Source organism: Streptomyces sp. JLBG701 (assembly GCF_058544905.1).
The window spans coordinates 9,757,064-9,783,209 of the sequence record NZ_CM178588.1 but is presented as its reverse complement, the minus strand read 5'-3'; the positions used below and the strand labels follow the sequence as shown (position 1 = coordinate 9,783,209).

The 26,146-nt window shown below is 69.7% G+C and carries 24 protein-coding genes and 1 riboswitch; of the genes, 2 read left to right on the top strand and 22 right to left on the bottom strand.

The window, feature by feature from the left end:
* Positions 1 to 2: 2 nt before the first annotated feature.
* A riboswitch (cyclic di-AMP (ydaO/yuaA leader) is annotated at positions 3 to 180 on the bottom strand.
* 286 nt (positions 181 to 466) lie between these two features.
* The gene (locus tag AC5DRG_RS44745; RefSeq protein ID WP_491805781.1) at positions 467 to 2,539 is read right to left on the bottom strand and encodes an alpha-galactosidase; all 2,073 of its coding nucleotides are present in this window, start codon (positions 2,537 to 2,539) and stop codon (positions 467 to 469) included.
* 170 nt (positions 2,540 to 2,709) lie between these two features.
* Between AC5DRG_RS44745 and AC5DRG_RS44740 the strand changes: the two genes are divergently transcribed.
* Positions 2,710 to 3,507 carry a tyrosine-protein phosphatase gene (locus tag AC5DRG_RS44740; protein ID WP_491805779.1) on the top strand — a complete coding sequence of 266 codons (798 nt, stop codon included), beginning with the start codon at positions 2,710 to 2,712 and terminating at the stop codon, positions 3,505 to 3,507.
* Between the two features lie 9 nt (positions 3,508 to 3,516).
* Here the strand turns inward: AC5DRG_RS44740 and AC5DRG_RS44735 are convergent, their stop codons facing one another.
* From AC5DRG_RS44735 to AC5DRG_RS44635, 21 genes are all read right to left on the bottom strand, one after another.
* Complete coding sequence (locus AC5DRG_RS44735) at positions 3,517 to 3,639, bottom strand: DUF6126 family protein (RefSeq protein WP_491805777.1); 123 nt, start codon at positions 3,637 to 3,639, stop codon at positions 3,517 to 3,519.
* On the bottom strand, positions 3,636 to 4,271 hold the full coding sequence (locus AC5DRG_RS44730; RefSeq protein ID WP_491805775.1) for a helix-turn-helix domain-containing protein: 636 nt from the start codon (positions 4,269 to 4,271) through the stop codon (positions 3,636 to 3,638). Before AC5DRG_RS44730 ends, AC5DRG_RS44735 begins: the two co-directional genes overlap by 4 nt.
* Positions 4,272 to 4,348: 77 nt before the next feature.
* Positions 4,349 to 5,758: an aspartate aminotransferase family protein gene (locus AC5DRG_RS44725; RefSeq protein WP_491805774.1), complete on the bottom strand. Its 1,410-nt coding sequence runs from the start codon at positions 5,756 to 5,758 to the stop codon at positions 4,349 to 4,351.
* Positions 5,755 to 7,650 carry a 1-deoxy-D-xylulose-5-phosphate synthase gene (gene dxs, locus AC5DRG_RS44720; protein ID WP_491805772.1) on the bottom strand — a complete coding sequence of 632 codons (1,896 nt, stop codon included), beginning with the start codon at positions 7,648 to 7,650 and terminating at the stop codon, positions 5,755 to 5,757. The genes AC5DRG_RS44725 and dxs overlap by 4 nt, the downstream gene beginning before the upstream one ends.
* Positions 7,651 to 7,682: 32 nt before the next feature.
* A complete protein-coding gene (gene ispG, locus AC5DRG_RS44715; protein ID WP_491805770.1) occupies positions 7,683 to 8,858 on the bottom strand; it encodes a flavodoxin-dependent (E)-4-hydroxy-3-methylbut-2-enyl-diphosphate synthase in 1,176 nt (391 codons plus the stop codon).
* Positions 8,859 to 8,862: 4 nt separating this feature from the next.
* Positions 8,863 to 9,885, bottom strand: a complete 1,023-nt coding sequence (hpnH, locus tag AC5DRG_RS44710; RefSeq protein WP_266885513.1) for an adenosyl-hopene transferase HpnH — start codon at positions 9,883 to 9,885, stop codon at positions 8,863 to 8,865.
* 5 nt (positions 9,886 to 9,890) lie between these two features.
* Positions 9,891 to 10,532: a 5'-methylthioadenosine/S-adenosylhomocysteine nucleosidase family protein gene (locus AC5DRG_RS44705; RefSeq protein ID WP_491805767.1), complete on the bottom strand. Its 642-nt coding sequence runs from the start codon at positions 10,530 to 10,532 to the stop codon at positions 9,891 to 9,893.
* Complete coding sequence (shc, locus tag AC5DRG_RS44700; RefSeq protein ID WP_491805765.1) at positions 10,532 to 12,523, bottom strand: squalene--hopene cyclase; 1,992 nt, start codon at positions 12,521 to 12,523, stop codon at positions 10,532 to 10,534. The genes AC5DRG_RS44705 and shc overlap by 1 nt, the downstream gene beginning before the upstream one ends.
* Positions 12,524 to 12,640: 117 nt before the next feature.
* Positions 12,641 to 13,768, bottom strand: coding sequence for a polyprenyl synthetase family protein (locus AC5DRG_RS44695; RefSeq protein WP_491805763.1), 1,128 nt, complete (start codon positions 13,766 to 13,768; stop codon positions 12,641 to 12,643).
* Positions 13,768 to 15,198: a hydroxysqualene dehydroxylase HpnE gene (gene hpnE, locus AC5DRG_RS44690; protein WP_491805761.1), complete on the bottom strand. Its 1,431-nt coding sequence runs from the start codon at positions 15,196 to 15,198 to the stop codon at positions 13,768 to 13,770. Before hpnE ends, AC5DRG_RS44695 begins: the two co-directional genes overlap by 1 nt.
* Positions 15,195 to 15,335, bottom strand: a complete 141-nt coding sequence (locus tag AC5DRG_RS44685; protein WP_491805759.1) for a DUF6380 family protein — start codon at positions 15,333 to 15,335, stop codon at positions 15,195 to 15,197. Before AC5DRG_RS44685 ends, hpnE begins: the two co-directional genes overlap by 4 nt.
* Positions 15,335 to 16,282, bottom strand: a complete 948-nt coding sequence (gene hpnD / locus AC5DRG_RS44680; RefSeq protein WP_491805757.1) for a presqualene diphosphate synthase HpnD — start codon at positions 16,280 to 16,282, stop codon at positions 15,335 to 15,337. Before hpnD ends, AC5DRG_RS44685 begins: the two co-directional genes overlap by 1 nt.
* Positions 16,279 to 17,181, bottom strand: a complete 903-nt coding sequence (hpnC, locus tag AC5DRG_RS44675; RefSeq protein WP_491805755.1) for a squalene synthase HpnC — start codon at positions 17,179 to 17,181, stop codon at positions 16,279 to 16,281. The genes hpnD and hpnC overlap by 4 nt, the downstream gene beginning before the upstream one ends.
* Before the next feature lie 371 nt (positions 17,182 to 17,552).
* On the bottom strand, positions 17,553 to 18,332 hold the full coding sequence (locus AC5DRG_RS44670; RefSeq protein WP_491805753.1) for an ABC transporter ATP-binding protein: 780 nt from the start codon (positions 18,330 to 18,332) through the stop codon (positions 17,553 to 17,555).
* Complete coding sequence (locus AC5DRG_RS44665) at positions 18,325 to 19,254, bottom strand: ABC transporter permease (protein WP_491805751.1); 930 nt, start codon at positions 19,252 to 19,254, stop codon at positions 18,325 to 18,327. The genes AC5DRG_RS44670 and AC5DRG_RS44665 overlap by 8 nt, the downstream gene beginning before the upstream one ends.
* Before the next feature lie 96 nt (positions 19,255 to 19,350).
* On the bottom strand, positions 19,351 to 20,196 hold the full coding sequence (locus AC5DRG_RS44660; protein ID WP_491813328.1) for a glycosyltransferase family 2 protein: 846 nt from the start codon (positions 20,194 to 20,196) through the stop codon (positions 19,351 to 19,353).
* A gap of 35 nt (positions 20,197 to 20,231) precedes the next feature.
* The gene (locus AC5DRG_RS44655) at positions 20,232 to 21,011 is read right to left on the bottom strand and encodes a CDP-alcohol phosphatidyltransferase family protein (RefSeq protein ID WP_491805749.1); all 780 of its coding nucleotides are present in this window, start codon (positions 21,009 to 21,011) and stop codon (positions 20,232 to 20,234) included.
* Positions 20,989 to 22,050, bottom strand: coding sequence for an iron-containing alcohol dehydrogenase family protein (locus AC5DRG_RS44650; protein WP_491805747.1), 1,062 nt, complete (start codon positions 22,048 to 22,050; stop codon positions 20,989 to 20,991). Before AC5DRG_RS44650 ends, AC5DRG_RS44655 begins: the two co-directional genes overlap by 23 nt.
* Positions 22,038 to 22,790, bottom strand: coding sequence for a phosphocholine cytidylyltransferase family protein (locus tag AC5DRG_RS44645; protein WP_491805745.1), 753 nt, complete (start codon positions 22,788 to 22,790; stop codon positions 22,038 to 22,040). The genes AC5DRG_RS44650 and AC5DRG_RS44645 overlap by 13 nt, the downstream gene beginning before the upstream one ends.
* A complete protein-coding gene (locus tag AC5DRG_RS44640; protein WP_491805744.1) occupies positions 22,787 to 24,580 on the bottom strand; it encodes a DUF5941 domain-containing protein in 1,794 nt (597 codons plus the stop codon). Before AC5DRG_RS44640 ends, AC5DRG_RS44645 begins: the two co-directional genes overlap by 4 nt.
* A 181-nt stretch (positions 24,581 to 24,761) precedes the next feature.
* Positions 24,762 to 25,085 carry a hypothetical protein gene (locus AC5DRG_RS44635; RefSeq protein WP_491805743.1) on the bottom strand — a complete coding sequence of 108 codons (324 nt, stop codon included), beginning with the start codon at positions 25,083 to 25,085 and terminating at the stop codon, positions 24,762 to 24,764.
* Here AC5DRG_RS44635 and AC5DRG_RS44630 point away from each other — a divergent pair.
* A complete protein-coding gene (locus AC5DRG_RS44630) occupies positions 25,084 to 26,022 on the top strand; it encodes a cation diffusion facilitator family transporter (RefSeq protein ID WP_491805742.1) in 939 nt (312 codons plus the stop codon). The genes AC5DRG_RS44635 and AC5DRG_RS44630 overlap by 2 nt on opposite strands.
* Positions 26,023 to 26,146 lie beyond the last annotated feature (124 nt).

Here is a 26,146-nt window from a genome sequence, read left to right as displayed (position 1 = left end):
GACGAATTCCTCTCCGGCGCCTACGAGGTGAGCTGTCGGGTGCGAGCTGGAGATGCCCGGTCGCGTCGAAACGCGGCTTTACCCCTAGCCGTTCCGGAGACCGGAACAGGCGGTTCTACCTGTGGGTCCCCCGCTCCTGCCGTTCACCGGTGAGTTGCGGATTCCGGGCGGCGGCAGGATTGGGCGTCCGTCCGGATTGGTGGCGAACGTAAGCGACCAAGACGCAAAGGGACAAGCAGGAGGTTCCAGTTGCACGCGTTTCTTGTGATCCCCTGTGAGAATTCACGGTCACCCTCCGTGAATTCCACCCCCGTCACTTACTTCAAATCCCCAGGAAATGAACCGGAATTACGTGAACATGACGGGCGACGCTCGGTCACGAATGAGACGCTGCTCACGCGACACATCCCCAGAACCCTTCATTCCAGAGCGAGTTGGAATGAAGGGTTCAATTCGGACAGAATACTCAGATGCGACGCAGCCGGAAAACTGCCGCATCAAGGTCACCGAGCAAGCCTGTACGCAGCCCGTGATGCAGCAATACGGCACCCCTGTGAACTTCGCCCGTTTCACGGCATTCGTACGATGCTGTCGGGTCGAGGCCGCGCAACCGAAGAGCCGGGACCGGCTCGCCGTAACTCTGCGCCTGGAGCCAGGCGAGGACGACGGCCTCGTCGCCGCGCACGTACTGCACGGCGCTCAGCCCGCCGCGCGGAGGCCGCAGCCGGTACTGGTCGCCGCGCTGCACGAGGGGCCGGATCTCCTTGTAGAGCTCCACCCACTCCCGCGCCTCGGCGAGCTCCTCGTCGCTCCACTTCGCGAGGTCGCCACCGACGCCGAGTACGCCCGCCATGGAGCTCACGAACCGGAATCGGAGCGAGCTGACCCGGCCGTTGAGCTGGGTGTTCGGGCTGTCGGTGACCCAGGCGGCCATGACCCGGGCGGGGTGGATCTGGCTGAAGCCGTGCTGGATGGCGAGCCGGTCGAGGGGGTCGGTGTTGTCCGAGGTCCACACCTGATCCGTACGGCTCATCACACCGAGGTCGATCCGGCCGCCGCCACCCGAGCAGGACTCGAAGGCCACCCCGGGATGGGCCTCCCGCAGCCGGTCCAACAGGGCGTAGAGCGCGCGCACATGGTCGACCCACAGGCGCTGCGGATACGGCTCACCGGGCCAGCCCGCGTCGGTGAAGCAGCGGTTGAAGTCCCACTTGACGTAGTCGACGGGGGCGCTGGAGAGGAGTCCGTCGAGCTTTTCCCAGAGGTATTCCTGGACGTCCTCGCGGGCGAGGTTCAGTACCAGTTGATTGCGGAACTCCGTCCGCTTTCGTCCGGGCTGGAACTGCACCCAGTCGGGGTGCGCGCGATACAGCTCGCTGTCCGGATTGACCATTTCGGGCTCGACCCAGATGCCGAACTGCATGCCGAGGTCGTGGACGTAGTCGGCGAGCGGCTTGAGGCCGGCCGGGAAGCGGTCGGGGTTGGGCGCCCAGTCGCCGAGCCCGGCCCGGTCGCTGGTCCGCGTCCCGAACCAGCCGTCGTCGACCACGAACAGCTCGACGCCCATCGCCGCGGCCCGCCGCGCGAGCTCCCGCTGCTGCTCCTCGGCGATGTCGAACTCCGTGGCCTCCCAGGAATTGAAGAGCACCGGCCGGTCCTGGTCGACCTCCGGGATGACGTACGTCCGCTGGTAGGCGTGCCAGGTCCGGCTGGCGCCGCCGAAGCCCGCGTCGCTCCACAACCCCGCGAAGACGGGCGTCGTGAACGACTCGCCCGCGTCCAGCTTCAGCAGGCCCGAGTCGTCGTATCCCACCCCGCCGGTGATCTGCACGCGCGCGTCCGGAAGTTGGGCCACGGCGATCCGCCAGGACCCCGACCAGCCGAGGGCGCAGCCGTAGACCTCGCCGCGCTCCTCGTTCGCGTCGGTGTCGAGCGCGACCCACGGCAGGTGCTGGTGCCCGGTGTGGCCGCGGCGGCTGCCGATGACCTTCTCACCGTAGGTGAGGGGGGCGCTCACGAGCCGGGACTCGGCGGCCCAGCGGCCGTGCAACTGGGACAGGCGCCAGCCGTCGCGGTCGGGCAGGGTCCAGGTGGCCGAGTCGGCGCGGAGCAGCTCCAGGGCGGCCGGGCCGTCGTTGCCGAGCGTCGTCCAGCGCTCGACGACATCTCCGCGCATCCGGTAGTGCAGCGTGACGGACAGCCCGGCGTCGCGGAAGCGGAGCCGCAGTTCGTCGCCCTCGCTCTCGTCCCGCTCGAAGCTCCACTCGGTGCCGCGGCGCTCGTCCGTGCGCACGGACAGGGCGGGGCGCGTGAAGCGGGGGCCGCCCTCGACCGGGTACTCCTCACGGCCGTCGAGCTGGGACTCGAAGGGCCAGTAGTCCGGCAGCGGGCGCACGGCGAGGGCCTCGGCGTCGGCCAGGGTGATCCTGGGACCCCAGTGCAGATGCAGCAGTTCGTCGGCGTCCGTGAGATGGACGGCGTAACTGCTCGTGGGGCCCGAAAGAAGCCACGTACGACCGGTCTCGGCGATCTCCAACATCAGGCTCCCACACATCTCAACAGGTCCGATCAAGCACCAACATCATCAACGTCCGGGGGCCGGAGAAGCAACGCCTGTGGACAACTCATTGCCCTGGGAATCCATGTCGTATGGTCGAAGGCGTGCCCACCGATGACGTGCGTCGGCGGGGCGGACTGGGAGGAGCCCCCGTGACGCAGCAGGTGCCGTCGACCGAGCCCGAGCTGGCCGCAGTGCGCAACTTCCGTGACGTGGGCGGGCTGCCGACCGTGGACGGACGGCGGGTGCGGCAGGGCGTGCTGTTCCGCAGCGGCCATCTCGCGCACGCGACCGACGAGGACGCCACGTTCCTCGCCTCCCTGGGCCTGCACACGATCTTCGACTTCCGCAACGCGGCCGACAAGAAGCTGGAAGGCGAGGACGTCGAGCTGCCCGGCGTGCGCAATGTGAACCTGCCGCTGACGGATCCCGCACACGGCTCCGAGTTCTGGGTCATGGTCCGCGACGGCGACATCGACCAGCTGCGCTCGTTCCTCGGGGACGGCAAGGGCGCGGACCGCATGATCGGCTCGTACCGCACGATCGTCAAGGAACGCACCGCCGAGCACTCCCGGGTGCTGCACGCGCTCGCCGAGGACAGCGTGCCGGCCCTGATGCACTGCGCGGCCGGCAAGGACCGCGCGGGCCTGTCGATAGCCGTGACCCTCCTCGCCCTGGGCGTGGAGCGCGAGGCGATCCTCGCCGACTACCTGGAGTCGAACGCCAAGCACCGCCGCTACAAGGTGCACCGCAGCAGCTCCTCGGCCTCGGCCTACTCCCCCGAGGTCATGGAGCTGCTCAGCCCCCTCTTCGACGCGCGGGCCGAATACCTGACGGCGGCCGTCGAGACCATCGAGGAGACGTGGGGCGGCGTCGACGCCTACCTGGAGCAGGGACTGGGAATCACGCCGGAGACCCGGGAGCGGCTGCGCGAGCGCCTGCTCGACTGAGGCGGCCCTTCACTGCCTCGCCCCCATCTCGAACAGCAGGAAGAGGAAGGCGGCGAAGACGTGGCCCGCCGCGATGTAGATGATCAGCCGGACCCACATGGCCCGGGGGAACTTCTCCTCCATGTCGCTCATGACGTCTCTCCAATGGTGGGGCCGAGGCACAGCGCGGTGGTGGGGCTCTGCAGGAGCGTGTGGACGAAGAGGAGTTCGACTCCGTCGCGGTCCTCGGCGGCGAGGCGGTGCGGGGTCAGCGAGTCGAAGTGCGCGCTGTCGCCCGGCGGCAGCACATGCGTGGTGTCCCCGAGGCGCAGCCGCAGCCGCCCCTTGAGGACATACAGCCACTCCTCGCCGGCGTGCACGCGCACGATGTCACCCTGGGAGCCGTACGGGATGTGGACCCGCAGGGCCTGCATCCCGCGGCCCGGCGCCCCTGCCTGCCGGTAGGTCCAGCCGCCCGCCCGGGTCGGTTCCATGTCGGCGGCGCGCACGACCGCGTCCCGGTCCGCGACCGTCTCGCCGAGCAGCTCGGAAACCGTCGTACCGTAGATACGGGCGAGCGACAGCAGCATCGGCAGTGATGGCTGGCGCCGGCCGGTCTCCAGGCGGGAGAGGTGGGCGGGCGAGAGTCCGGCCGCGTGGGCGGCGGTCTCCAGGGTGAGGGCGGCGCGGCGGCGCAGCGAACGGAGCTGCGGTGCGACGGTGGGCAGGTCTTCGGCCGGCCCGGACGCCGACAGCGGCTCGGGCTCGGCTTCGGGAGCGCTCATGCCCTCCATTCAGCCGCAGCTTTACCTCTGAGGCAACTTTCTTGCCTCAGAGGCAAAGTCTGCTCCGGCTGTGGTGCCTAGCGGTTTGCCACCGCCTGCTTGACCAGCGTCTTTCCGAAGTCCCACATCAGGCCGCCGCCGCTGTGCGCGTCGTCCATCACCGCCGTGAAGGCCTCGACGAACCGGTCCACCTCCCGCTCGCCGACGATCAGCGGCGGGATCAGCTTGATCACCTCCAGGTGGTCGCCGGAGACCTGGGTGAGGATCCGGTGCCGCTGGAGCAGCGGGACGACCACCATCTGCGCGAACAGCCCCTTGCGCGCGGCCTGGAGCATGGTCCAACGGCTACGCAGCTTCAGCGACTTGGGCCTGCCGAACTCGATGCCGATCATCAGGCCCCGCCCGCGCACGTCGGCGAGCAGCTCGTACTTGTCGACCAGTGCCGCGAGCCGGGACTTCAACTGCTCCCCCGTCGCACGTGCGTTGGCGACGATCTGCTCGTTCTCCATGACGGACAGCACGGCGAGGCCGGCCGCCATGGCCTGGGCGTTGGATCCGAAGCTCGCCGAGTGGACGAGGACCCGGTCGATCGACGAGTAGACCTTCTTGAAGATCCAGTCCTTGCCGAGGGTGGCGCCCACCGGCACATATCCGCCGGACAGCGCCTTCGCCACGCACACCAGGTCCGGCTCGACACCGTCCTCGTGCTGATAGGCGTAGAAGTCGCCGGTCCTGCCCAGTCCCGTCTGCACCTCGTCGGCGATGAGCAGCGCCTTGTGCCGGTGCAGCAGCTCCTGGGCGGCGAGCAGATATCCGGGCGGCGCCGCGTGCACGCCCTTGCCCTGGATCGGCTCGACGATCAGGGCGGCGACGTCGCCCTTCTTCAACTCCCGTGCCAGGGCGTCCAGATCACCGAGCGGTACGGCCGTGTCGGGCAGCAGCGGTGCGAAGCCGTCGCGGAAGCCGTCCTCACCGTTGACGGACAGGGAACCGGTGGTCAGACCGTGGAAGGAGTGCTCGCAGTACAGGACGCGCGGCTTGCCGGTCGCCCGCCGGGCGAACTTCAGCGCGGTCTCCACCGCCTCCGTACCGCTGTTGCCGAAGAACACCCGGTCCAGGTGCGGGCTGTGCGCGAGCAGCCGCTCGGCCAGCAGCCCGGGCAGGGGCTGGCAGTCGAAGCGGGTGAGGTCGGCGAGCTGGGCGTCGAGGACGTCGTGCAGCGCCTTGCGGACAACGGGGTGGTGGCGCCCCAGGCCCATCACCCCGAACCCGGCGAGCATGTCCAGGTAGTCGTCGCCGTCCGCGTCCCAGAAATAGGCGCCCTCGGCCCGCTCGTAGACCTTGTCGAAGCCGATGGTGTGCAGCATGCGCGGGAGCTGGTGGTTGAGGTACTTGGTGTGCAGCTCGTAGCGTTCGGCTCCGCGCTCGGCGAGCAGGGCGCGGAGGTCGAACTCCGTTGACCGGGACGCGGATTCGGCGGTGGTCATTCCTGTTTCTCCTTGGACAGCTCTTCCTTGGCGGCCAGGCTTGCGCTGATCCGCCCGGCGATCTCGACCGGCGTGAGGCCGATGTCCGCGAGCACCTCACCACGTTTGGCGTGCGCGAGGAACTGCTCCGGAATGCCGAACCGCCGTACCGGTACGTCGACTTCGGCGTCCCCGAGAGCCAGCGCGATCGCGGCGCCCACCCCGGCGGCCCGGCTGTTGTCCTCCACGACCGCGACGAGCCGGTGGCCGGCGGCGAGCGGGGGCAGCGCCGGATCGACCGGCTTGACCCAGCGCGGGTCGACGACCGTGCAGCCGAGGCCGCGGGCCTCAAGCAGTTCGGCGACCTGGAGACAGACAGGGGCCATGACCCCCACCGCGACGAGGAGCACGTCGGGTTCGTCGGCCCTGTGCAGCACGTCCATGCCGCCCACGTGGTCGAGCGCCGGAATCGTCGGTCCGACGGACTCCTTGGGGAAGCGGACGAGCGTCGGCGCGTCGTCCACGGCCACGGCCTCGCGCAGCTGGGCGCGGAGCTGGTCGGCGTCGCGCGGGGCGGCGATCCTGAGCCCCGGCACGACCTGGAGGATGGACATGTCCCACATGCCGTTGTGGGAGGCCCCGTCGACGCCGGTGATGCCGGCCCGGTCCAGGACGAACGTCACTCCGCAGCGGTGCAGCGCGACATCCATCAGGAGCTGGTCGAAGGCGCGGTTGAGGAAGGTGGCGTAGACGGCGACGACGGGATGTAGACCGCCGGTGGCCAGCCCGGCCGCCGACACGGTCGCGTGCTGCTCGGCGATGCCCACGTCCCACACCCGGTCCGGGAACCGCGCGGCGAACTTGCCGAGGCCCACGGGATGCAGCATGGCCGCCGTGATGGCCACGACATCCTCCCGCTCCTCCCCGATCCGCACGATCTCGTCGCCGAACACCGAGGTCCAGGAAGGCCCGTTGGAGGGCGCGAGCGGCTCGCAGGTGAGCGGGTCCATCACGCCGACGGTGTGGAAGTGGTCCTCCTCGTGCGCGAGGGCGGGCTCGTATCCGCGCCCCTTCTCGGTCAGGCAGTGGATGAGGACGGGCCCGTGGAAGCGTTTCGCCCGGCGCAGCGCCGACTCGACGGCGCCGATGTCGTGTCCGTCGATCGGGCCGACGTACTTCAGCCCCAGGTCCTCGAACATGCCCTGCGGCGCGAACGCGTCCTTGAAGCCCTTCTTCGCGCCGTGCAGTGCCTCGTAGACGGTGTTGCCGATGACGGGAGTGCGCTGCAGTACGTCCTTGCCCCAGGCCAGGACCTGCTCGTAACTGTCGGTGGTGCGCAAGGTCGCGAGGTGGTTGGCAAGGCCGCCGATGGTCGGCGAGTAGGACCGTTCGTTGTCGTTGACGACGATGATCAGCGGCCGGTCCTTGGCGGCCGCGATGTTGTTGAGCGCCTCCCAGGCCATGCCGCCGGTCAGCGCGCCGTCGCCGATGACCGCGACCACATGGCCCTTCTCGCCCTGTACCTGGCGGGCCTTGGCGAGCCCGTCGGCCCAGCCGAGCGCGGTGGAGGCGTGGCTGTTCTCGATGACGTCGTGCTCGGACTCCTCGCGCGAGGGGTAGCCGGAGAGGCCGCCCTTGCCGCGCAGTTTGGAGAAGTCCTGACGGCCGGTCAGAATCTTGTGTACGTAGCTCTGGTGACCGGTGTCCCAGAGGATGCGGTCGACCGGTGACTCGAACACCCGGTGGAGTGCGATGGAGAGTTCCACGACGCCCAGATTGGGCCCGAGATGGCCTCCGGTCCTGGCGACCGCGTGCACCAGGAACTCTCGTATTTCGTCGGACAGTTCACCGAGTTCCGCCTCGGACAGCGCCTTCACGTCGCGTGGTCCCCGGATGTTCTCCAGAATTGTCACGCTCGGCCCCCTATATCGGTACGTGCCTTGCTTCAACTCACCGTCACTGCCGGTGTTCCGGTGACGGCGGGGGCGCCGGTCGCGACGCCGTCCTGCTCCATCTGCTCGGCGATCTTCATCGCTTCCTCGATGAGCGTCTCCACGATCTTCGACTCGGGGACGGTCTTGATGACCTCGCCCTTCACGAAGATCTGACCCTTCCCGTTGCCGGAGGCGACCCCCAGGTCCGCCTCCCGCGCCTCGCCCGGCCCGTTGACGACGCAGCCCATGACCGCGACGCGCAACGGCACCTCCATGCCCTCCAGACCGGCCGTGACCTCGTCGGCGAGCTTGTAGACATCGACCTGGGCCCGTCCGCAGGACGGACACGACACGATCTCCAGTCGCCGCTGCCGCAGGTTCAGCGACTCCAGGATCTGGATGCCGACCTTGACCTCCTCGGCGGGCGGCGCGGACAGCGACACCCGGATGGTGTCGCCGATGCCCTCGCTCAGCAGCGCCCCGAAGGCGACCGCCGACTTGATCGTGCCCTGGAAGGCCGGCCCCGCCTCCGTCACGCCGAGGTGCAGCGGGTAGTCGCACTGCGCCGCCAGCTGCCGGTAGGCGTTGACCATGACCACGGGGTCGTTGTGCTTGACCGAGATCTTGATGTCCCGGAACCCGTGCTCCTCGAAGAGCGACGCCTCCCACAGCGCCGACTCGACGAGAGCCTCGGGCGTCGCCTTCCCGTACTTCTGCAACAGCCGGCGATCGAGCGAGCCGGCGTTGACCCCGATACGGATCGGCGTGCCGTGGTCCTTGGCGGCCCGCGCGATCTCCTTGACCTTGTCGTCGAACTGCTTGATGTTGCCGGGATTGACGCGTACGGCCGCACAGCCCGCCTCGATCGCGGCGAACACGTACTTCGGCTGGAAGTGGATGTCCGCGATCACCGGGATCTGCGACTTGCGGGCAATGGTCGCCAGGGCGTCCGCGTCGTCCTGCGTGGGACAGGCCACGCGCACGATCTGGCAGCCGGACGCCGTCAGCTCGGCGATCTGCTGGAGCGTCGCGCCGATGTCCGACGTACGGGTCGTCGTCATCGACTGCACCGACACCGGCGCCCCGCCCCCGACCGCCACGGGTCCGACCTGGATCTGTCGCGACACGCGCCGCTCGGCGATCGGGCGGACCGGCACCTCGGGGACGCCCAAGGAAATGGCGGTCATCACGTCACTCGCGGTTTCCGGAGACCGTCTCGCGCATGGCGCGGAGCGACTCCTTCAGCGAACCCATGGTGGCGAGGACGGCGGTGGGCTCGTAGCCGCAGTGCGCCATGCAGTTGGCGCAGCGCGGGTCCTTGCCGCGGCCGTACTTGTCCCAGTCGGTGTCCTCGATCAGCTCGCGGTACGTCGGGACGTACCCGTCGCTCATCAGGTAGCAGGGGCGCTGCCAGCCGAAGAGCGAGTAGTTCGGGATCGCCCAGGCGGTGCACGGGAAGTCGACCTTGCCCTCCAGGAAGTCCAGGAAGAGCGGGGAGTGGTTGAGCCGCCACTTCTTGCGGTTGCCGCCCGCGAAGGCCTTCTTGAACAGCTCGCGGGTCTGCTCCACGCCCAGGAAGTGCTCCTGGTCGGGCGCCTTCTCGTAGGCGTAGGCGGGCGAGATCATCATCTCGTCGACGTGCAGATCGTCATTGAGGTAGTTGAGCACCTCGATGACGGTCTGCGGGGTGTCCGTGTTGAAGAAGGTCGAGTTGGTGGTGACCCGGAAGCCGCGCTTCTTGGCCTCCTTGATCGCCTCCACGGCCTCGTCGAACACGCCCTCCTTCGCCACCGACTCGTCGTGCCGCTCGCGCAGCCCGTCGATGTGCACCGCGAAGGCGAAGTACGGCGAGGGCTTGAACTTGTCCATCTTCTTGCGCAGCAGCATGGCGTTGGTGCAGAGGAAGACGTACTTCTTCTTCGCCACCAACTGCCGCACGATCTCGTCGATCTGAGGGTGCATCAGCGGCTCACCGCCGGCGATGGACACCATCGGCGCCCCGGACTCCAGCACCGCCCCGACGGCCTGCGCCACCGGCATGCGCTGCTTGAGCACGCCCGCCGGATGCTGGATCTTGCCGCAGCCCTCGCACGCGAGGTTGCACGCGAAGAGTGGTTCGAGTTCGACGATCAGTGGGAACTTGTCGCGCTTGCGGAGCTTCTGTTCAGCCAAATATGTAGCGACCTTGATGGACTGGCGCAGCGGCATGGCCATCTGGCTCACCTCCTGGGGAGCAGCAAGGAACGGTGCCATTCGAAGAAAGCGGGAAGGACGGAACGAAGGACGCGGAAGGCTGATATTCCACCGCGCACCGTGCCGATCCGGACGAGTTCATGTTCTGGAGCGTCCACGACCACCCGTACAGCCGCAACCGGGCGCACGCCCGTGCGCACGGCGCTGAGAAGTGTGGCCGCGGACTCCATGTCGACCGCGATCGCGCCGGTCGCGAGCAGATCCGACCGTTCCTGACCGCGGACGACGTGATCGGAACCGGTGAGCGGTCCGGTGTGGACCGTACGGCCGGGCACGGCCTTGACCAGTTCCCTGACGAGTAGGTCGGTCCCGACGCACCGAACGGTTCCACGCGGGTGCCGGGTTTCCCCGGCGACGACCAGATCGCCGGGGTGCATGCCGGGGGCGAGCCCCGCGCAGAAGCCCGTGGCCAGCACCGCGGCCGCGGCGAGCTCGGGGTGGGCGAGGACCCGGGCGACCGAGACCTCGGCCGCCTCGGGTCCCATGCCCGTCCGCAGGACGGTGACCGGCCCGCCGGAACCGCCGCGGTCGCCGGTGCGCAGGGCGAGGCGCTCGATGCCGAGCGCGCAGGCGATCAGCAGCGGGGCCGTGGCGGGCTGTGTGGTCATCAGCCCCCCTTGACCCCGGAGAACGGCTCTCCGTTGACGTATCGGCCGAGCGCGGTGAGCGGGAAGACCTGCCGGTAGAGGTGGTAGTTGATGGAGAAGTCCCACGGGAAGCCGGTTCCCGTGAAGTACGGCTCGTCCCAGGAGCCGTCCTCCCGCTGGGTCGTGGCGAGCCATTCGATGCCACGCTCCACGGCCTTGGAGTCCCGCTCCCCCGCCGACAGCAGGGCGAGCAGCGCCCAGGCCGTCTGCGAGGCGGTCGAGGCGCCCCGGCCGCTCCACGCCTTGACGTCGTGGTAGGAGCGCAGGTCCTCGCCCCAGCCTCCGTCGTCGTTCTGCACGCTCTCCAGCCAGGTCACCGCACGGCGGACCGCGGGGTGCGAGGCGGGGATTCCGGCGGCGGTCAGAGCCGGCACCACCGACCCGGTGCCGTAGATGTAGTTGACGCCCCAGCGCCCGAACCACGAGCCGTCCGGCTCCTGTTCGGCGAGCAGCCACTCGATGCCGCGGCGGGTACGGGGGTCGTGCGAGTACCCCTCGACGGCCAGCATCTCCACCACGTGCGCGGTGACGTCCGCGGACGGCGGGTCGATGACCTCACCGAAGTCGCAGAACGGCAGCCGGTTGGGGAAGCTGCTGGTGTTGTCGACGTCGAAGGCACCCCAGGCGCCGTTCTTGGACTGCATCCCGAGGTTCCAGCGCACCCCGCGTCCGATCGCCTTGTCCACTCGCTCCGGGTCGTGGTGCTTGACCCGGCGCAGTGCGAGGACGACCTCGGCGGTGTCGTCGATGTCGGGGTAGTTGTCGTTGTGGAACTCGAACGCCCAGCCGCCCGGCGGGAGCCCGGGCCGCTTGACCGCCCAGTCGCCGGGCCGCACGATCTCCTCCCCCAGCATCCAGTCCGCCGCCTTCACCAGCTGCGGATGGTCGGCGGGCACGCCCGCGTCGGCCAGCGCGATGGTCGCGAGGCACGTGTCCCACACCGGCGACTGGCAGGCCTCGATCATCCGGGCCCCGTCCTCACGCCAGACGGCGAAACGGTCCAGCGACTCAAGTCCCGCACGCATCACAGGGTGTTCGAGGTCGTAGCCGAGCAGATGCAGCGCGATCACCGAGTACACGGCGGGGGGCTGGATGCCGCCCCAGCAGCCGTCGTTCTCCTGCCGCTCGATGATCCAGCGGCCGGCGGTGTTCATCGCGGCCCTGCGCAGCTTGCGCGGCGCGAACCTGCGGTACTGGTGCAGCGCCTTGTCCAGACGCTGGAAGGCACCGTCCCAACTGGCCACCGGAGCAAGGGGCTTGACCGGATTGGGCCGACTCGCGTCGGTGTGCAGCTCGTCCAGCGCGAAGGGCGCGGGACGGACCGGCCGTTTCGCGGAGACGATCGTGAGCGGCACAATGGTCTGCCGGGCCCAGCAGCCGAAGTCGTAGATGTTGAGCGGCATCCACTTCGGGAAGTAGATGAGCTCGGGCGGGAGTTCGGGCAGGTCGTCCCACTTCCACCAGCCGAAGAGGGCCAGCCAGATCCGGGTGAAGACACGGGCGGCGGCGATGCCGCCCCGGTCGCGGATCCAGGCGGACGCCCTCGCCATGTGCGGCGCGTCCGGCGCGTCACCGGCCAGCCGCAGGGCGACGTACGCCTCGATGGTGGTGGAGAGTTCGCCGGGTCCGCCGAAGAAGGACGCCCAGGCGCCGTCCTCGCGCTGTTCGCCGCGGATGAAGAGTCCGGCCGCGCGCGTGGTGGACTCGTCGCGGATTCCCAGGAACTGACGGAGCAGCAGATCCTCGGCGTCCATCGTGACGTTCGTTTCGAGGTCGCCCTTCCACCACCCCTCGGCGTCCTGCAGGGACAGCAGGAAGTCGGTGGCGCGCCGGGTGGCGCTCTCGGCGGCTTCGTGAACCCCGGCCGCCGCGGAGGTGGTGCTCTCGGTTTCGCTGGCCGCGGCAGCGCGGGGCGGCAGGGCCCCGGTGCTTCCGTCGGTCGTCGCTGTCATGGCTTCCCCTTCGTGCAGTGAGTGCGATGTCTCTGCTGTGGGTCCGCCGTCGGCCGGTGGGCGATCTGCTCGCAGCACCGGCCGGCGACTACGCGAGGTCTATTCGACCGATAGTGATCATCTCTTTCGTACGACGACGAAGTCGGCGAGCGCCGTGAACTGGGCCCGCACCCGGTCGGGCATGTCGATGGCGTCGAGGGCCTCGATGGCGATGGTGTGCTGACGGCGTGCCTCCGCGGCCGTCCACTCGCGGCCGCCGGCCTCCTCGATGAGGGCGGCGCGGGCCGCGAACTCCTCCTCGGAGAAGTTCTCGAAGTCGCTGCTCTTGGCGTCGGCGGCGAGGATCTCGCCGAGCCGGTCCGAGGCGGGACCGCCCGCGGCGAGCGCGGCGACGACCGGCAGGGACTTCTTGCGCTGGCGCAGGTCGCTCCAGGTCTGCTTGCCGGTGGACTCCGGGTCGCCCCAGATGCCGAGGAGGTCGTCGACGGCCTGGAAGGCCAGGCCGAGGTGGTAGCCGTACTTCTCCAGGGTGTCGGCGGTACGGTCGTCCGCGCCGCCGAGCACGGCGCCGATGGAGCTGGCGCAGGCGAGCAGGGCGCCGGTCTTGTTGCCCTCCATGTCCAGGCACTCCTCGACGCTGACGCGGTCGCGGTGCTCGTAGGAGATGTCCTGTGCCTGGCCGTCGATGAGGGCGCGGGTGGCGGTGGTCAGGCGGCGGGTGGCGCGGCCGGCCTCGACGGTGCCGAGTTCCAGCAGGATCTCGTTGGCCAGGGCGAACAGGGCGTCGCCGACCAGGATGGCCTGGGCGGGGCCGTGCACCTTCCAGACGGTGTCACGGTGGCGGCGCTGTTCGTCGCCGTCCATCAGGTCGTCGTGCAGCAGCGAGAAGTTGTGGACCAGTTCGACGGCGACCGCGCCGGGGATCCCGACCTCGGGCGCGGCGCCGGTGACCTCGGCGGAGAGCACGGCGAGGGCGGGGCGCACGGCCTTGCCGCCGTCGCCGGCCGTGGGGTTGCCCTCGGCGTCGATCCAGCCGAAGTGGTAGGCGGAAACGGTGTCCATGGGAGACGCGAGGCGGTCGATCGCCGCCCGCAGTACCGGTGTGGCCAGGGTCCGGCCGCGCTCCAGGAGCGCGGTCACGTCCACCGCGTCGGCAGCCTTCGAGGCCGGGGGCACAGTGGGCACAGTCTCTCCTCTTGTTGCGGTACCGGGGGTGCGGGGGCCTGCCGGATGCTGATCGAGCATCACGCCGCCTCCTCGAACTCGAAGAGGTGGGCGGGGCGGGGCCGGCCCAGGGCGGCGAGGGCGGCGTCCGCCGCGCTCACACCGCTGCGGACCGCACTCTCCATGGTCGCGGGCCACCCAGTGGCGGTCCACGCTCCGGCCAGATAGAGGCCGGGGGCCTTGGTACGGGCGCCGGGCCGCAGCCGTCCGACGCCGGGGGCGGGATCGAACGTCGCCGTGCGCTCCCTGGTCACGAAGAAGTCCTTCACCTCGGCGCCGCGGGTACCGGGCAGCAGCCGTTCCAGCTCGGGCAGATAGCGCTCGCGCAGCTCGGCGACGGGCGCGTCGATCTCGTCCCGCGCGGCCGACTGCGACAGCGCCAGATACTGGCCGTCCTTCAGCCCGGACGCGTCGGTTCGGTCGAAGACCCACTGCACCGGCGTGCCGAGAGCCGCGAGGAAAGGTACGTCGAGGACCTTGCGGTCGTAGACGACATGGATGTTGAGGATCGGCGCGGTCCCGATGTCGAGCAGCTGGTCAGGGGCGTCGAGGGCCCCTGCGGGCAGCAGCTCGTGCGCTTCGCGCTGCGGTACGGCGAGGACGACCGCGTCGGCAGCCAGCGTCTCGCCGGGAACCTGAACGCGTAGGCGCCCGTTCTCGTCAGTAGAGATGGAGGTGACGCGTGTACGGACTTCGGTACGCACGCCCGCGGAGTCGAGCGCCTTGCGGGCCAGCCGGTCATGCAGTTCACCCAGCGGGACGCGCGCCCAGCCGATGTCGGCCGCGCCCGGGTCGGACAGCAGACCGGTCTTGAACACCATCGCGGCGAGCCCCAGCGAGGCATCGCCCGCGACCGCGTTGAGGGTGGCGACCCCGACCAGGTCCCACAGGGCGTCGATGGCACGCGCCGACTGACCGTGCGCGGTCAGCCAGCTGCCGAAGTCCTGTGCGTCCAGGCTCGGATCGGCGAGGTCGAGCCCCTTGAGCGCGAGCGCGGCACGGCCGACCTTGGCCCGCTCGGCGAGTGAGAGATGCGGATACGTCGCCAGACTGCGCCCCAGATGCAGGGGCACGGGCAGCGCGTCGCGCCGCAGCCTGCCGAGTCGGCGACCTTCGGGCTTCGCGACGTCGAGTACGGGCACGTCGAGACGATCCTGCAGCGGAGCGAGCTCCGCGCCGTCGATGCGGTCGAGGAACCAGCGGTAGGCGGTGCAGCAGCGCAGGTACACGTGCTGTCCGTTGTCGACGGTCAGTTCGCCGCGTTGGAAGGAGAAGGCGAGCCCGCCGAGACGGGGCCGGCCTTCGAGGAGCGTGACGCGGACTCCCGCGTCGGCGAGCGCGAGCGCGGTGGTGATGCCGGCGAGCCCTCCGCCGATCACGACGGCGTCGCGCCCGGACGGCCGTTTCGTCATGCCCGCAGGCAGCCCGTCGGGCTGCGTGCCGTCGGTCATCGTGCATTCCCCCCTGCGCGGCCGCCGCGGTGCTTCAACGGTGCACGGCCGGCCGTTGCAGTCAGGGACGCGGTTCGGAGGCGGAGGGTTGCGTGCCGCTTTTCTCCGGTGGAATCACCTTGGCCCAAATTGTCCATCAGGCGCGCCTCCTGACGGTCCTGGACACATGCCGGGCGTCGAGACCGGAGAGGCCGCGCACGGCGACGTAGGCCTTCTCCCGCCCGGGCAGCGAGACGCGGCCGCGCAGCACGGCCTCCGGCTCGCGCTCGATGCGGTCCAGGAGGCGGCGGTAGATGCCGGCCATGGCGGCGACACAGGCGCCACTGCGGCGGTCGAGCATGGGGAGCAGCCGGTAGCCCTCGGCGAAAAGGGCGCGGGCCCGGCGCACCTCGAAGTGCACGAGACCCGCGAAGTCGGAGCCCTCGGGCGGTTTCGGCCCGCTGAACCCGGCCGAGCAGCCGAACTTGGCCAGGTCGTCGGCGGGCAGATAGGTACGACCGCCCTCGGCGTCCTCGCGGACGTCCCGCAGGATGTTGGTGAGCTGGAGCGCGAGGCCGAGCGTGTCGGCATACTCCGGCGCGCGCTCGGCGCCGCGCGCCCTCGGTTCCGTACCGAACACACCGAGCGAGAGCCGCCCGATGGCGCCCGCCACACAGCGGCAGTACACCTTCAGGTCGTCCCAGGTCTCGTACGTCTCACCGCGTACGTCCATCAGTACGCCGTCGATGAGTTCGTCCAGCCCGTCCAGCGGGACCGGGAAGGTCTCGGCAGTGTGGGCGAGGGCGACTCCGACCGGGTCGGTGTCGTCCTCGTCGACCGTGCCTTCGCGCACCCGGGTCAGCAGGGCCCGGGTGTCCTCCAGTCTCGCGATCTTGACGTCCGGCTCCAGCGTGCCGTCGCCGATGTCGTCGACGCGCCGGGAGAACGCGTACAGCGCAGACATCGCACGGCGCTTGGGCGTCGGCAGAAGTCTGATGCCGTAGGCGAAGTTACGTGCCTGCTGTCCGGTGACGGCCTCGCAGTAGCTGTAGGCGGCGAGTACCGGTGCGGACGCGTGTTGTTCCGATTCCACGGTCCGAATCACCCCTCTCCTCGCAGGGTCACGCCCACCTGACGCAGCAACTGGATCTTGCCGGGCTTCGGCGGGCCGGGAAGTACGTCGTATTCGGCGGCGGCGATCGCTTGGATTGCCGCCCTTCCTCCCGCCACGAACCCCGCGAGCAGCAGTTTCAGTCTGCCGTGGACGCTACCCACCAGGGGGGCGCCTTCATTCAGCAGATCGCGAGCGCGTTGCGCTTCGTATGCAACCAGTGCGCGCACCGATGCGCCCGCGGTCTTCGTGGCGAGATCCGCCTCCTGGACGTGAAAGCGCTTCATGTCCTCGGCGGGAAGGTAGATGCGGTCGCGGCCGAGATCCTCGGCGACGTCCTGCAGGTGTTCGACGATCTGGAGCGCCGTACAGATCAGGTCGGAGCGGCGGACGCGCTCGGGGGTCTCGGTGCCGGTGACGGCGAGGACGAGGCGGCCGACGGGGTTGGCGGACAGTTCGCAGTAGGAGAGCAGGTCGTCGCAGGTTTCGTACCGCTTGACCAGCTGGTCCTGGCGGTTGGCGGCGATCAGGCCGAGGAAGGGCTCGCGGGTCAGCGAGCGGCGGCGGACCGTCGGCTGGAGGCTGCGCAGGATGGGGTGGCGCGGGGTCGATTCGAACACCCGGTGGAGGTCGGCCTCGAAGGCGTCCAGCATCGCCAGGCGGTCGTCGGCTTCGTCGGGGGTCACGCCCAGCAGGCGGGCGTCGGCGCCGCCGGGGGCCAGGTCGCCGTCGCCGATGTCGTCGACGAGACGGGCGAAACCGTAAACGGCCATGAGGTCGGCGCGCCAGGCCTTGGGCAGGAAGAACGGCGCCACGGGGAAGTTCTCGTCCGCGGCCTTGTCGAGCGTGCCGCGCTCCGCATCCCCCGTGGGCGCGGTGCCGGTTCCGGTCACCACTCACTGCCCGGGGCGGAGACGGCACACGCTGCGTCGACCTGGGGAGTTTCCGTAGCCATTGCCGTCACATCTCCCGTTCTACACTGCCGACCCAATACACACTATTTCGGACACGCCGCCCGGCCATCCGCCCCGTCGACCGCGGGGCGACCCCATGCCGGGTGTCGCGCATTATCGCCCCACTTGCCGCGAATCAGCACCGGTACAGCTTACGTTGTACAACGCGGCGAGGATCGTCGGGGTGTCCTGCGCATCACAACAACACACCGATTGGCGTCAAGATTCCTAAGGCGAGCCGGAGTTGACGTTTCCTTTGCAGACGCAGGGCCCCACCGGAACAGTTCCGGCAGGGCCCTGGGCAAACCGGGCTACTTGCCCGTGAACTTCTCGTACTCCTTGAGGACCTCTTCGGTCGGACCGTCCATGCGCAGCTCGCCCCGCTCCAGCCACAGGACGCGGGTGCAGGTATCCCGGATCGACTTGTTGTTGTGACTGACCAGAAACACCGTGCCGGCCTCCTTGCGGAGCTCACGGATCCGCTCCTCGGAGCGCCGCTGGAACTTGCGGTCACCGGTGGCCAGGGCCTCGTCGATCATCAGGACGTCGTGGTCCTTGGCCGCGGCGATGGAGAAGCGCAGACGGGCCGCCATGCCCGAGGAGTAGGTGCGCATCGGGAGGGTGATGAAGTCGCCCTTCTCGTTGATGCCGGAGAAGTCGACGATCTCCTGGTAGCGCTCCCTGATCTCCTCGCGGGTCATGCCCATGGCGAGCCCACCCAATATGATGTTCCGCTCGCCGGTGAGGTCGTTCATCAGGGCCGCGTTGACGCCCAGCAGGGAGGGCTGGCCGTCGGTGAAGACCTTGCCCTTCTCCGCGGGGAGCAGACCGGCGATGGCGCGCAGCAGGGTCGACTTGCCGGAACCGTTGGAGCCGATCAGGCCGATGGCCTCGCCGCGGTAGGCGGTGAAGGAGACGCCCTTGACGGCGTGCACCTTGCGCACGCCCCGCTCCTCGCCGCGCTTGACGATGCGGCTGAGGGCGGCGGTGGCGCTGCCCTTGCCGGTCTTGGCGCCGTTGACCCGGTAGACGATGTGCAGTTCGTCGGCGATGACGGTGGGGATGTGGGAGTCGCTCCTCTGCTCAGCCACGGCCGTACCTCTCCTCCGCCTTCCAGAAGTACACGAAGCCGCCGACGGCGAAGAGCGCCGCCCAGCCGCCCGCGGCCGCCCAGACGTGCTCGGGGAGGTTCTCGGAGCCGTAGCCCTCGATGAGCGCGAAGCGCATCAGGTCCATGTAGATGGCGGCCGGGTTCCACTGCAGGACGTTCGCGACCCAGGCCGGCTTGTCTGCCAGCATGATCGGGATGGAGAACATCACACCGGACGCGTACATCCACGTACGCATCACGAACGGCATCAGCTGGGCCAGGTCCGGGGTCTTGGCGCCGGCGCGGGCCACGATCAGCGCGAGGCCGGTGTTGAAGAGGAACTGAAGGGCGAGCGTCGGCAGGATCAGCGGCCAGGACAGGTCCGGGTAGCTGCCGAAGCCGATCACCACGGCGAACATCACGATCATCGAGAAGAGCAGTTGCTGGAGCTGCTGGAGCGCGAAGGAGACCGGCAGCGCGGCGCGCGGGAAGTGCAGGGCGCGGACCAGGCCGAGGTTGCCGGAGATCGCGCGGACGCCCGACATCACCGAGCTCTGGGTGAAGGTGAAGGTGAAGACGCCGGTCACCAGGAACGGGATGTACACCTCCTTGGACATGCCGCGGCTGGCGTTGAGGATGACGCCGAAGATGAAGAAGTACACGGCCGCGTTCAGCAGCGGCGTGACCACCTGCCACAGCTGGCCGAGCTTCGCCTGGCTGTACTGGGCGGTCAGCTTCGCCTGCGAGAAGGCGAGGATGAAGTGCCGCCGTCCCCAGAGCTGACGGACGTACTCGGCGAGTCCGGGGCGGGCGCCGCTGACGCTCAGCCCGTACTTGGCGGCGAGCTGCTCCGCGCCGAGGCCGTCGTCGGGCGACGGAAACGCTGTCACCGCGACTCCGCCGTCATGCGTTGTCTCACTCACGTGTGGAAACTTTCGTCTTCGAGATGCGCAGCCTGTGCGGGTCTGGCATGAACCGGGGGCCTGTGTGCGGCCTGGGTGCTCCCATTGACGAGCTTGTCAGATGACAGGGGGGCGGCCCAGTCGAGTCAGGCGCCACACCGTACGCCACTTGATGGGGCGGCGAGTTCCGCACGGGGTGGTCCAGCCCTCCTTGAAACCGCCGAACCAGGCCCGCAGGGCGGGACGCGAGGGGCGCCGGACCAGGGTCAGCAGCAGCCAGACCCCGAGGTACACGGGGACGAGGGGCGCGGGCAGGTTGCGACGGGCCAGCCAGACGCGGTTGCGGGCGACCATGCGGTGGTAGACCGCGTGCCGTGAGGGCGCGGTCGTGGGGTGGTACAGCACCATGTCGGACCGGTAGTCGATCATCCAGCCCGCGTCGAGAGCCCGCCATGCCAGGTCGGTTTCCTCGTGCGCGTAGAAGAATTCGTCCGGGAGGCCGCCGACTTCGGCGAAGACCTTCGTACGGACGGCGTTGGCGCCGCCGAGGAAGGTGGTGACCCGGGAGGAGCGCATCGGGTCGGCGGCGCGCAGCCGCGGCACGTGGCGGCGCTGGGTGACGCCGGTGTCCGGGTCGGCGATGCGGAAGCTGACGATGCCGAGCCTCGGGTCGGCGGCGAAGGCGCGGCGGCACAGTTCGGCGGTGTCGTGCTGGGCGAGCAGGCCGTCGTCGTCGAGGAACAGCAGGACGTCGACGTCACGGCCGTAGGGGCCGAAGGCCTCTACACCGACGTTGCGGCCGCCGGGGATACCGAGGTTCTCGGGCAGTTCGATCGTGCGGACGCCGTCGGGCACGTCGGGGACGGGTGAGCCGTTGCCGACCACGACCACCTCGACCGGGTCGCCGTCCTGCTTGGCGACCGAGTCGAGGAGAGCCCGCAGTTCGTCGGGGCGGTTGCCCATGGTGATGACGACCGCGCCGATCCGCAGGCCGGGGCTCACCGGAGCCTGCTCGACGCGAGGATGGACACGAGGTGCAGCAGGGTCTGGAGGATCGCGATGCCGGCCAGGACCGCGACGCCGAGCCGGGAGAAGAACAGGTCGCCGCGCATCTGGTCCAGGATCGCCAGGAGCAGGATCAGCAGGGACGCCTCGATGCCGAGGACCAGCCGGTGGAACTTGAAGGCAGCGGCGGCTCTGCGGGCCAGCGCCATGCCGGAGGAGCGCATCTCGGACGCGGCCTCCTGGACCGGGGCCTTGCCCGTCTGGTGCCGGGCGACGCCGACGAGGTCGGTCTCGGCCTTGATGAGGATCGCGCCGAGGGCCGCCAGGGTGCCGAGGAAGGCCCACAGCCAGTCGATGCGCCCGCTGCCCCACAGATCGGCGGCGCGCAGACCGAAGCCGACGAGCACCGCGGCGTCCGTCAGGTAGGCGCCGACGCGGTCCAGGTAGACCCCGCCGAGCGAGAACTGCTGCCGCCAGCGGGCGATCTCGCCGTCGACGCAGTCGAGCAGCAGGTACATCTGGACGCACACCACGCCGAGCACGGCGCCCGTGATCCCCGGCACCAGCAGGGCCGGGGCCGCGAGCACGCCGAAGACGGTCATCAGGTACGTGAGCTGGTTGGGCGTCACCCTGGTGTTCACCAGGTAGCGGTCGACCCGCAGGGACACCTCACGCATGTAGAGGCGTCCCATCCAGTGCTCACCGCTGCGCCGGTCCTTCACCCCTGCGGGGTGGACGACGGGACGGAGTTCAGCTACCGATGGCCTTGACATAGTCGGCGTAGATGTCCTTGATCTGGTCGGTCTTGAGGTCGAGGTGTTCGAGGATCGTGTAGCGGCCGGGCCGGGTCTGCGGCGCGAACTCGACGACCCGGACGAACTCGTCGTCCGTGAAGCCGATCTCCTCCGGCAGCACCGGCAGTCCGTGCCGACGCAGCACCTCGGCCATGTAGGCCGACTCCTCGTGCGCTCCGCGCAGGTACATCGCGAAGGCGGCGCCCAGTCCGCACTGCTCGCCGTGGCTGGCGGCGCGCTTGGGGTACAGCAGGTCGAAGGCGTGGTTGATCTCGTGGCACGAGCCGGAGGAGGGCCGCGAGTCGCCCGACACCGACATGGCGATACCGCTGAGGACCAGTGCTTCGGCGAGCACCTGGAGGAAGCCGTTGTCGCCGACTCCGCCCGGGTGCCGCAGCACCGCCTCACCGGCCTGACGGGCCATGGCGGCGGCGAGGCCGTCGATCTTCTCGCCGTTGACGCGGTTGGACAGCTCCCAGTCCGCGATCGCGTTGATGTTGGAGATCGCGTCGCCGATCCCGGACCGCACGAAACGGACCGGCGCCTCGCGGATGACGTCCAGGTCGATGACGACCGCGATCGGGTTGGGCACGCCGTAGGAGCCGCGGCCCGCGTCGTTGTCGAGGGTCGCGACGGGCGAGCACAGGCCGTCGTGCGCGAGGTTCGTCGGTACGGCGACCAGCGGCAGGCCGACCCGCGCCGCGGCGAACTTGGCGCAGTCGATGATCTTGCCGCCACCGAGGCCGACGACCGCGTCGTAGTGGCCGGCCTTCATCTCGCCGGCCAGCCGGATCGCGTCGTCGAGGGTGCCGCCGCCGACCTCGTACCAGGTGGCGCCGGGTAGCGAAGGGGCCAGCCGCTCGCGCAGCCGGGATCCCGAGCCGCCGCTGACCGCGACGGCGAGCTTGCCGGAGTGCGAGATCCGCTGGTCGGCGAGCACGCAGCCCAGGTCGTCGAGGGCACCTGGGCGGATGTCCACGACGACCGGCGAGGGGATGAGCCGCGTCAGTACTGGCACGCGATCTCCCGTCCCCTGGCGAGATCGTCGTGGTTGTCGATCTCGACCCACTTGAGGTCGCCGATGGGCGCCACGTCGATCTGGAAGCCGCGGTTGACGAGCTCCTGGTAGCCGTGCTCGTAGAACTGCTGCGGGTCGGTCTCCCACACCGTCTTGAGCGCGTCGGCCAGTTCGGGGGCGGCGTCGCCTTCGATGAGGGTGACACCGATGTACTCGCCGGTGGCCTCGGCCGGGTCCATCAGCTTGGTGATCTTGCGGACGCCCTTCTCGGGGTCCGCGACGACCTTCATCTCCTCGTCGGCGAGGTTCTTCACCGTATCGAGGGCGAGGATGATCTTCTTGCCGTCGCCGCGGGCGGCGAGCAGCGTCTTCTCGACGGAGACCGGGTGGACGGTGTCGCCGTTGGCGAGGATCACACCGTCCTTGAGGGCGTCACGCCCGCACCACAGGGAGTAGGCGTTGTTCCACTCCTCGGCCTTGTCGTTGTCGATGAGGGTGAGCTTGAGGCCGTACTTCTCCTCAAGGGCCGCCTTTCGGTCGTACACGGCCTCCTTGCGGTAGCCGACGATGATCGCGACCTCGGTCAGCCCGATCTCGGCGAAGTTGCCGAGGGTGAGGTCGAGCACGGTGATGCTCTCCTCCATGCCCGCGGGCCCCACCGGCACCAGTGCCTTGGGCAAGGTGTCGGTGTAGGGGCGCAGACGCCTTCCGGCGCCGGCCGCCAGCACGAGGCCGATCATGCGGGTTCTCCTTCGTCGTGTACGGCGGGTGCCCCTGCGGACACCCAGAAGCGGACGCTCTCGACGAGCACCACCAGGGCGACAGCCACGGCGAGGGCCGTGAGCGCGACCTTGAACTGCGCGCCGGTCAGCAGCGCGGCCAGCACGGCGACCGCCAGCGTGCGGCCCTCGTGCCCCCCGATCGTCCGCACCAGCCACTTCGGCGGGGCTCCCGCGTTGCCGCGGATGCGATAGACCGTGTCGTAGTGATGGTAGGCGACAGCGGCCACCAGGCCGAAAGCCGCAGGAAGGGCTCCGTTCACCTCCGCTTTGGCGGCCAGGATCAGGACCGTGCCGTACTCGGCGGCGCGGAAGAACGGGGGGATCAGCCAGTCGAGAGCGCCCTTGAGAGGTTGGGAGACGGCTTCGGCCGACAGCAGGACATACAGGCCGGCCAGCAGGACGACGTCCCAGGAAGGACCCCAGAGCCAGGCCGCGAGCGTCACCGCGACGGCACCCACGGCAGCGCTGAGGGGTGCCGTCTTGCGAGGCTTGCCGGGCGCGGAACGCGCCAGCAGCTCGGCGAGCGGGCCGCTGTCCGCGAGGTCGGCCAGCGCCTGCGCCGCCCGGTCGGTGCGGTTCGCCTTGCGCGTCAGGGACCGCAGCACGCGGCCCGCCGTGGTGTACGTCGCCGCGAAGGCGCAGCCGATGAGCAGCGCGTAGAAAGTGATGCGCGGGGTCGTGCAGGCCGTCAGGACCGCGATCATCGCCCAGCGCTCGCCGATCGGCAGGACGATCATCCGGCGCAGCCAGACCGTCCAGCCGACGCTGTCGAGCTTGTCGGAGAGGGCGGCGGTGGGGCTGGTGTTGGCGGTGGCGTCGTGGTTCGCCTCGTTGAAGGAGAAGTCGACGACGTGCCGGCAGGTCTGCAGAATCATCGCGCCGAGCGCGAGGGCCCATACGTCGTCGCCGCTGCGGGCCGCTCCGAGGGCGAGGCCGGCGTAGTAGGCGTACTCCTTGGCGCGGTCGAAGGTGGCGTCGAGCCAGGCGCCGAGCGTCGAGTACTGGAGGGAGTAGCGGGCGATCTGGCCGTCCACGCAGTCCAGGACGAAGGAGAAGAGGAGCAGCACGCCGGCCGCGACGAAGCCGCCGCGGGTGCCGGTGGCCGCGCAGCCCGCCGCGATCAGCGCGGTGAGCAGGGAGGCGGTGGTCACCTGGTTCGGGGTGAGGCCGCGGCGGGCGCACCAGCGGGCGATGTAGCGGGAGTACGGGCTGATGAAGTGGGTGGTGAAGAAGCCGTCGCGGGCCTTCACGGCCGACTTCAGGCGTACGGCCTCGTCGTCGACGGCGGCGAGGGCCTGCCGTGCCTCGTTGCGGGCCTGGGGGTCGGCGGGGACCGCGGCGACCAGGCTGCCGAGCTCGGGGCGGTGGACGGCGGTGCCGTCCGCGTCGAGGGCGGTGACGATGCGGTCGGCGAGGCTGTCGACGGCCACGGCCGTGCCGCCGCCCGCCGAGCTCTCGCGGGCCAGCGCCCGGGCCAGGGCCTGGCGGGCGGCCGGCTGGGCGGTCACGGCGCCCGGCACCGCGGCGAGCGGGAAGCGGGGGTCGGTGAGGCCGAGGCGCAGCGCGTGCGGGTGGCCCACGAAGCGGGCGTCGACGACGGCGACCCGCTGTCCGGACGGCACCGCGGCGAGGAGCGTCTCCGCGTCGGCGTCACCGGAGGCGACCCGTACGTCGAAGCCGAGCGACCGCAGATCGGCCTCGATCGACGATCCGGGGACCGACTGACCGGTGAGGATGGCGGTCGACAACCGAACTCACTCCCTGGGTGCCGACGCGTCCGCGTCGGTCATGTACATCGTGGTGGCGCCCCTGGCCGTGGCACCCGGGCGGCATGTCGGCAGAGGCTATCGGATGATGGGAAGGCGGTGTTCACCGGCCGTTCATGGTCCGGTCGACACGTTCTGCATGCCGCCTCCGCCCTGATCATCATCAGGGATCCGGGTATTGACCCACAAACCGCGCCACCAGACCGGGCATCCCGGACATCTCCGGGATCAAGCGGTTCGTGTTCTCGTCGTCGGCCGCCGTCCACGGCGACCCGAGTGTGGAAATGATCACGAAGAACGCCTCTGCACTCAGGTGCACCCGAACAGCGAGAGTCGCGGCCGCCCGCAACCCCTGACCTGCGATTCGTTTCCGCAGGTCAGGGCACATGACAACGGTGTTCAGTGCCGCGTTGCCCCATACCCCCCACCCGTAGTTCACTGTGATCCCGGGCGGAACACGGACGTACATCAGGAGGTCGGCTTTCATGGGGGCTGGGCACGATCACGGGCATGCGCACAGCGCGCCCGCCGGCGGTACGGCGACCGCTGCCTACCGCGGCAGGCTGCGCGTCGCCCTGTCGATCACGCTCACCGTCATGGTGGTCGAGATCGTCGGCGGTGTGGTCGCCGACTCGCTCGCGCTGATCGCGGACGCGACGCACATGGCGACGGACGCGCTGGGTCTCGGCATGGCCCTGCTGGCGATCCACTTCGCGAACCTGCCGCCGACCGGCAAGCGCACCTTCGGGTACGCCCGCGCCGAGATCCTCGCCGCGCTCGCCAACTGTCTGCTGCTGCTCGGGGTCGGCGGATACGTCCTCTACGAGGCGATCCAGCGGTTCATCACGCCGGCCGACACCGAGGGCGGGCTGACGATCGTGTTCGGTCTGATCGGTCTGGTGGCGAACCTCATCTCGCTGACGCTGCTGATGCGCGGCCAGAAGGACAGCCTGAACGTGCGGGGCGCGTTCCTGGAGGTGGCGGCGGACGCCCTGGGTTCACTCGCCGTCCTGATCTCGGCCTCGGTGATCCTTCTCACCGGCTGGCAGGCCGCCGACCCGATCGCCTCCCTCGTCATCGGGCTGATGATCGTGCCGCGGACCTGGAAGCTGCTGCGCGAGACCCTCGACGTACTGCTGGAGTCGGCCCCCAAGGACGTCGACATGGCGGACGTACGGGCGCACGTACTGGCGCTGGACGGGGTGGAGGACATCCACGACCTGCACGCCTGGACGATCACGAGCGGGATGCCGGTGCTGTCCGCGCACGTGGTCGTCCGCTCGGACGTACTCAGTGCCATAGGCCACGAGAAGATGCTCCACGAACTCCAGGGCTGCCTGGGCGACCACTTCGACGTGGAGCACTGCACCTTCCAGCTGGAGCCGAGCGGGCACGCGGAGCACGAGGCGAAACTCTGCCACTGAGGCGCGAGAGGCTTCCCCGGGAGGAATCCGGAGGCAATCCGGCGGGGAATGCAGCCGTCCGGCGGCCGTCCGCGTCCTCCTGCTCACAACGCTGCCCCGGACGGTTCCCCGCCCGCCGACCAGG

What these genes read in the sequence shown, in the direction of transcription:
- AC5DRG_RS44745 (WP_491805781.1), bottom strand. Translation starts at nt 2,539, where the DNA reads ATGTTGGAGATCGCCGAGACCGGTCGTACGTGGCTTCTTTCGGGCCCC.
- AC5DRG_RS44735 (WP_491805777.1), bottom strand. Translation starts at nt 3,639, where the DNA reads ATGAGCGACATGGAGGAGAAGTTCCCCCGGGCCATGTGGGTCCGGCTG.
- AC5DRG_RS44730 (WP_491805775.1), bottom strand. Translation starts at nt 4,271, where the DNA reads ATGAGCGCTCCCGAAGCCGAGCCCGAGCCGCTGTCGGCGTCCGGGCCG.
- AC5DRG_RS44725 (WP_491805774.1), bottom strand. Translation starts at nt 5,758, where the DNA reads ATGACCACCGCCGAATCCGCGTCCCGGTCAACGGAGTTCGACCTCCGC.
- ispG (WP_491805770.1), bottom strand. Translation starts at nt 8,858, where the DNA reads ATGACCGCCATTTCCTTGGGCGTCCCCGAGGTGCCGGTCCGCCCGATC.
- hpnH (WP_266885513.1), bottom strand. Translation starts at nt 9,885, where the DNA reads ATGGCCATGCCGCTGCGCCAGTCCATCAAGGTCGCTACATATTTGGCT.
- AC5DRG_RS44705 (WP_491805767.1), bottom strand. Translation starts at nt 10,532, where the DNA reads ATGACCACACAGCCCGCCACGGCCCCGCTGCTGATCGCCTGCGCGCTC.
- shc (WP_491805765.1), bottom strand. Translation starts at nt 12,523, where the DNA reads ATGACAGCGACGACCGACGGAAGCACCGGGGCCCTGCCGCCCCGCGCT.
- AC5DRG_RS44695 (WP_491805763.1), bottom strand. Translation starts at nt 13,768, where the DNA reads ATGCTCGATCAGCATCCGGCAGGCCCCCGCACCCCCGGTACCGCAACA.
- hpnE (WP_491805761.1), bottom strand. Translation starts at nt 15,198, where the DNA reads ATGACCGACGGCACGCAGCCCGACGGGCTGCCTGCGGGCATGACGAAA.
- AC5DRG_RS44685 (WP_491805759.1), bottom strand. Translation starts at nt 15,335, where the DNA reads ATGGACAATTTGGGCCAAGGTGATTCCACCGGAGAAAAGCGGCACGCA.
- AC5DRG_RS44660 (WP_491813328.1), bottom strand. Translation starts at nt 20,196, where the DNA reads ATGGGCAACCGCCCCGACGAACTGCGGGCTCTCCTCGACTCGGTCGCC.
- AC5DRG_RS44655 (WP_491805749.1), bottom strand. Translation starts at nt 21,011, where the DNA reads ATGTCAAGGCCATCGGTAGCTGAACTCCGTCCCGTCGTCCACCCCGCA.
- AC5DRG_RS44645 (WP_491805745.1), bottom strand. Translation starts at nt 22,790, where the DNA reads ATGATCGGCCTCGTGCTGGCGGCCGGCGCCGGAAGGCGTCTGCGCCCC.
- AC5DRG_RS44630 (WP_491805742.1), top strand. Translation starts at nt 25,084, where the DNA reads ATGGGGGCTGGGCACGATCACGGGCATGCGCACAGCGCGCCCGCCGGC.
- AC5DRG_RS44635 (WP_491805743.1), bottom strand. Translation starts at nt 25,085, where the DNA reads ATGAAAGCCGACCTCCTGATGTACGTCCGTGTTCCGCCCGGGATCACA.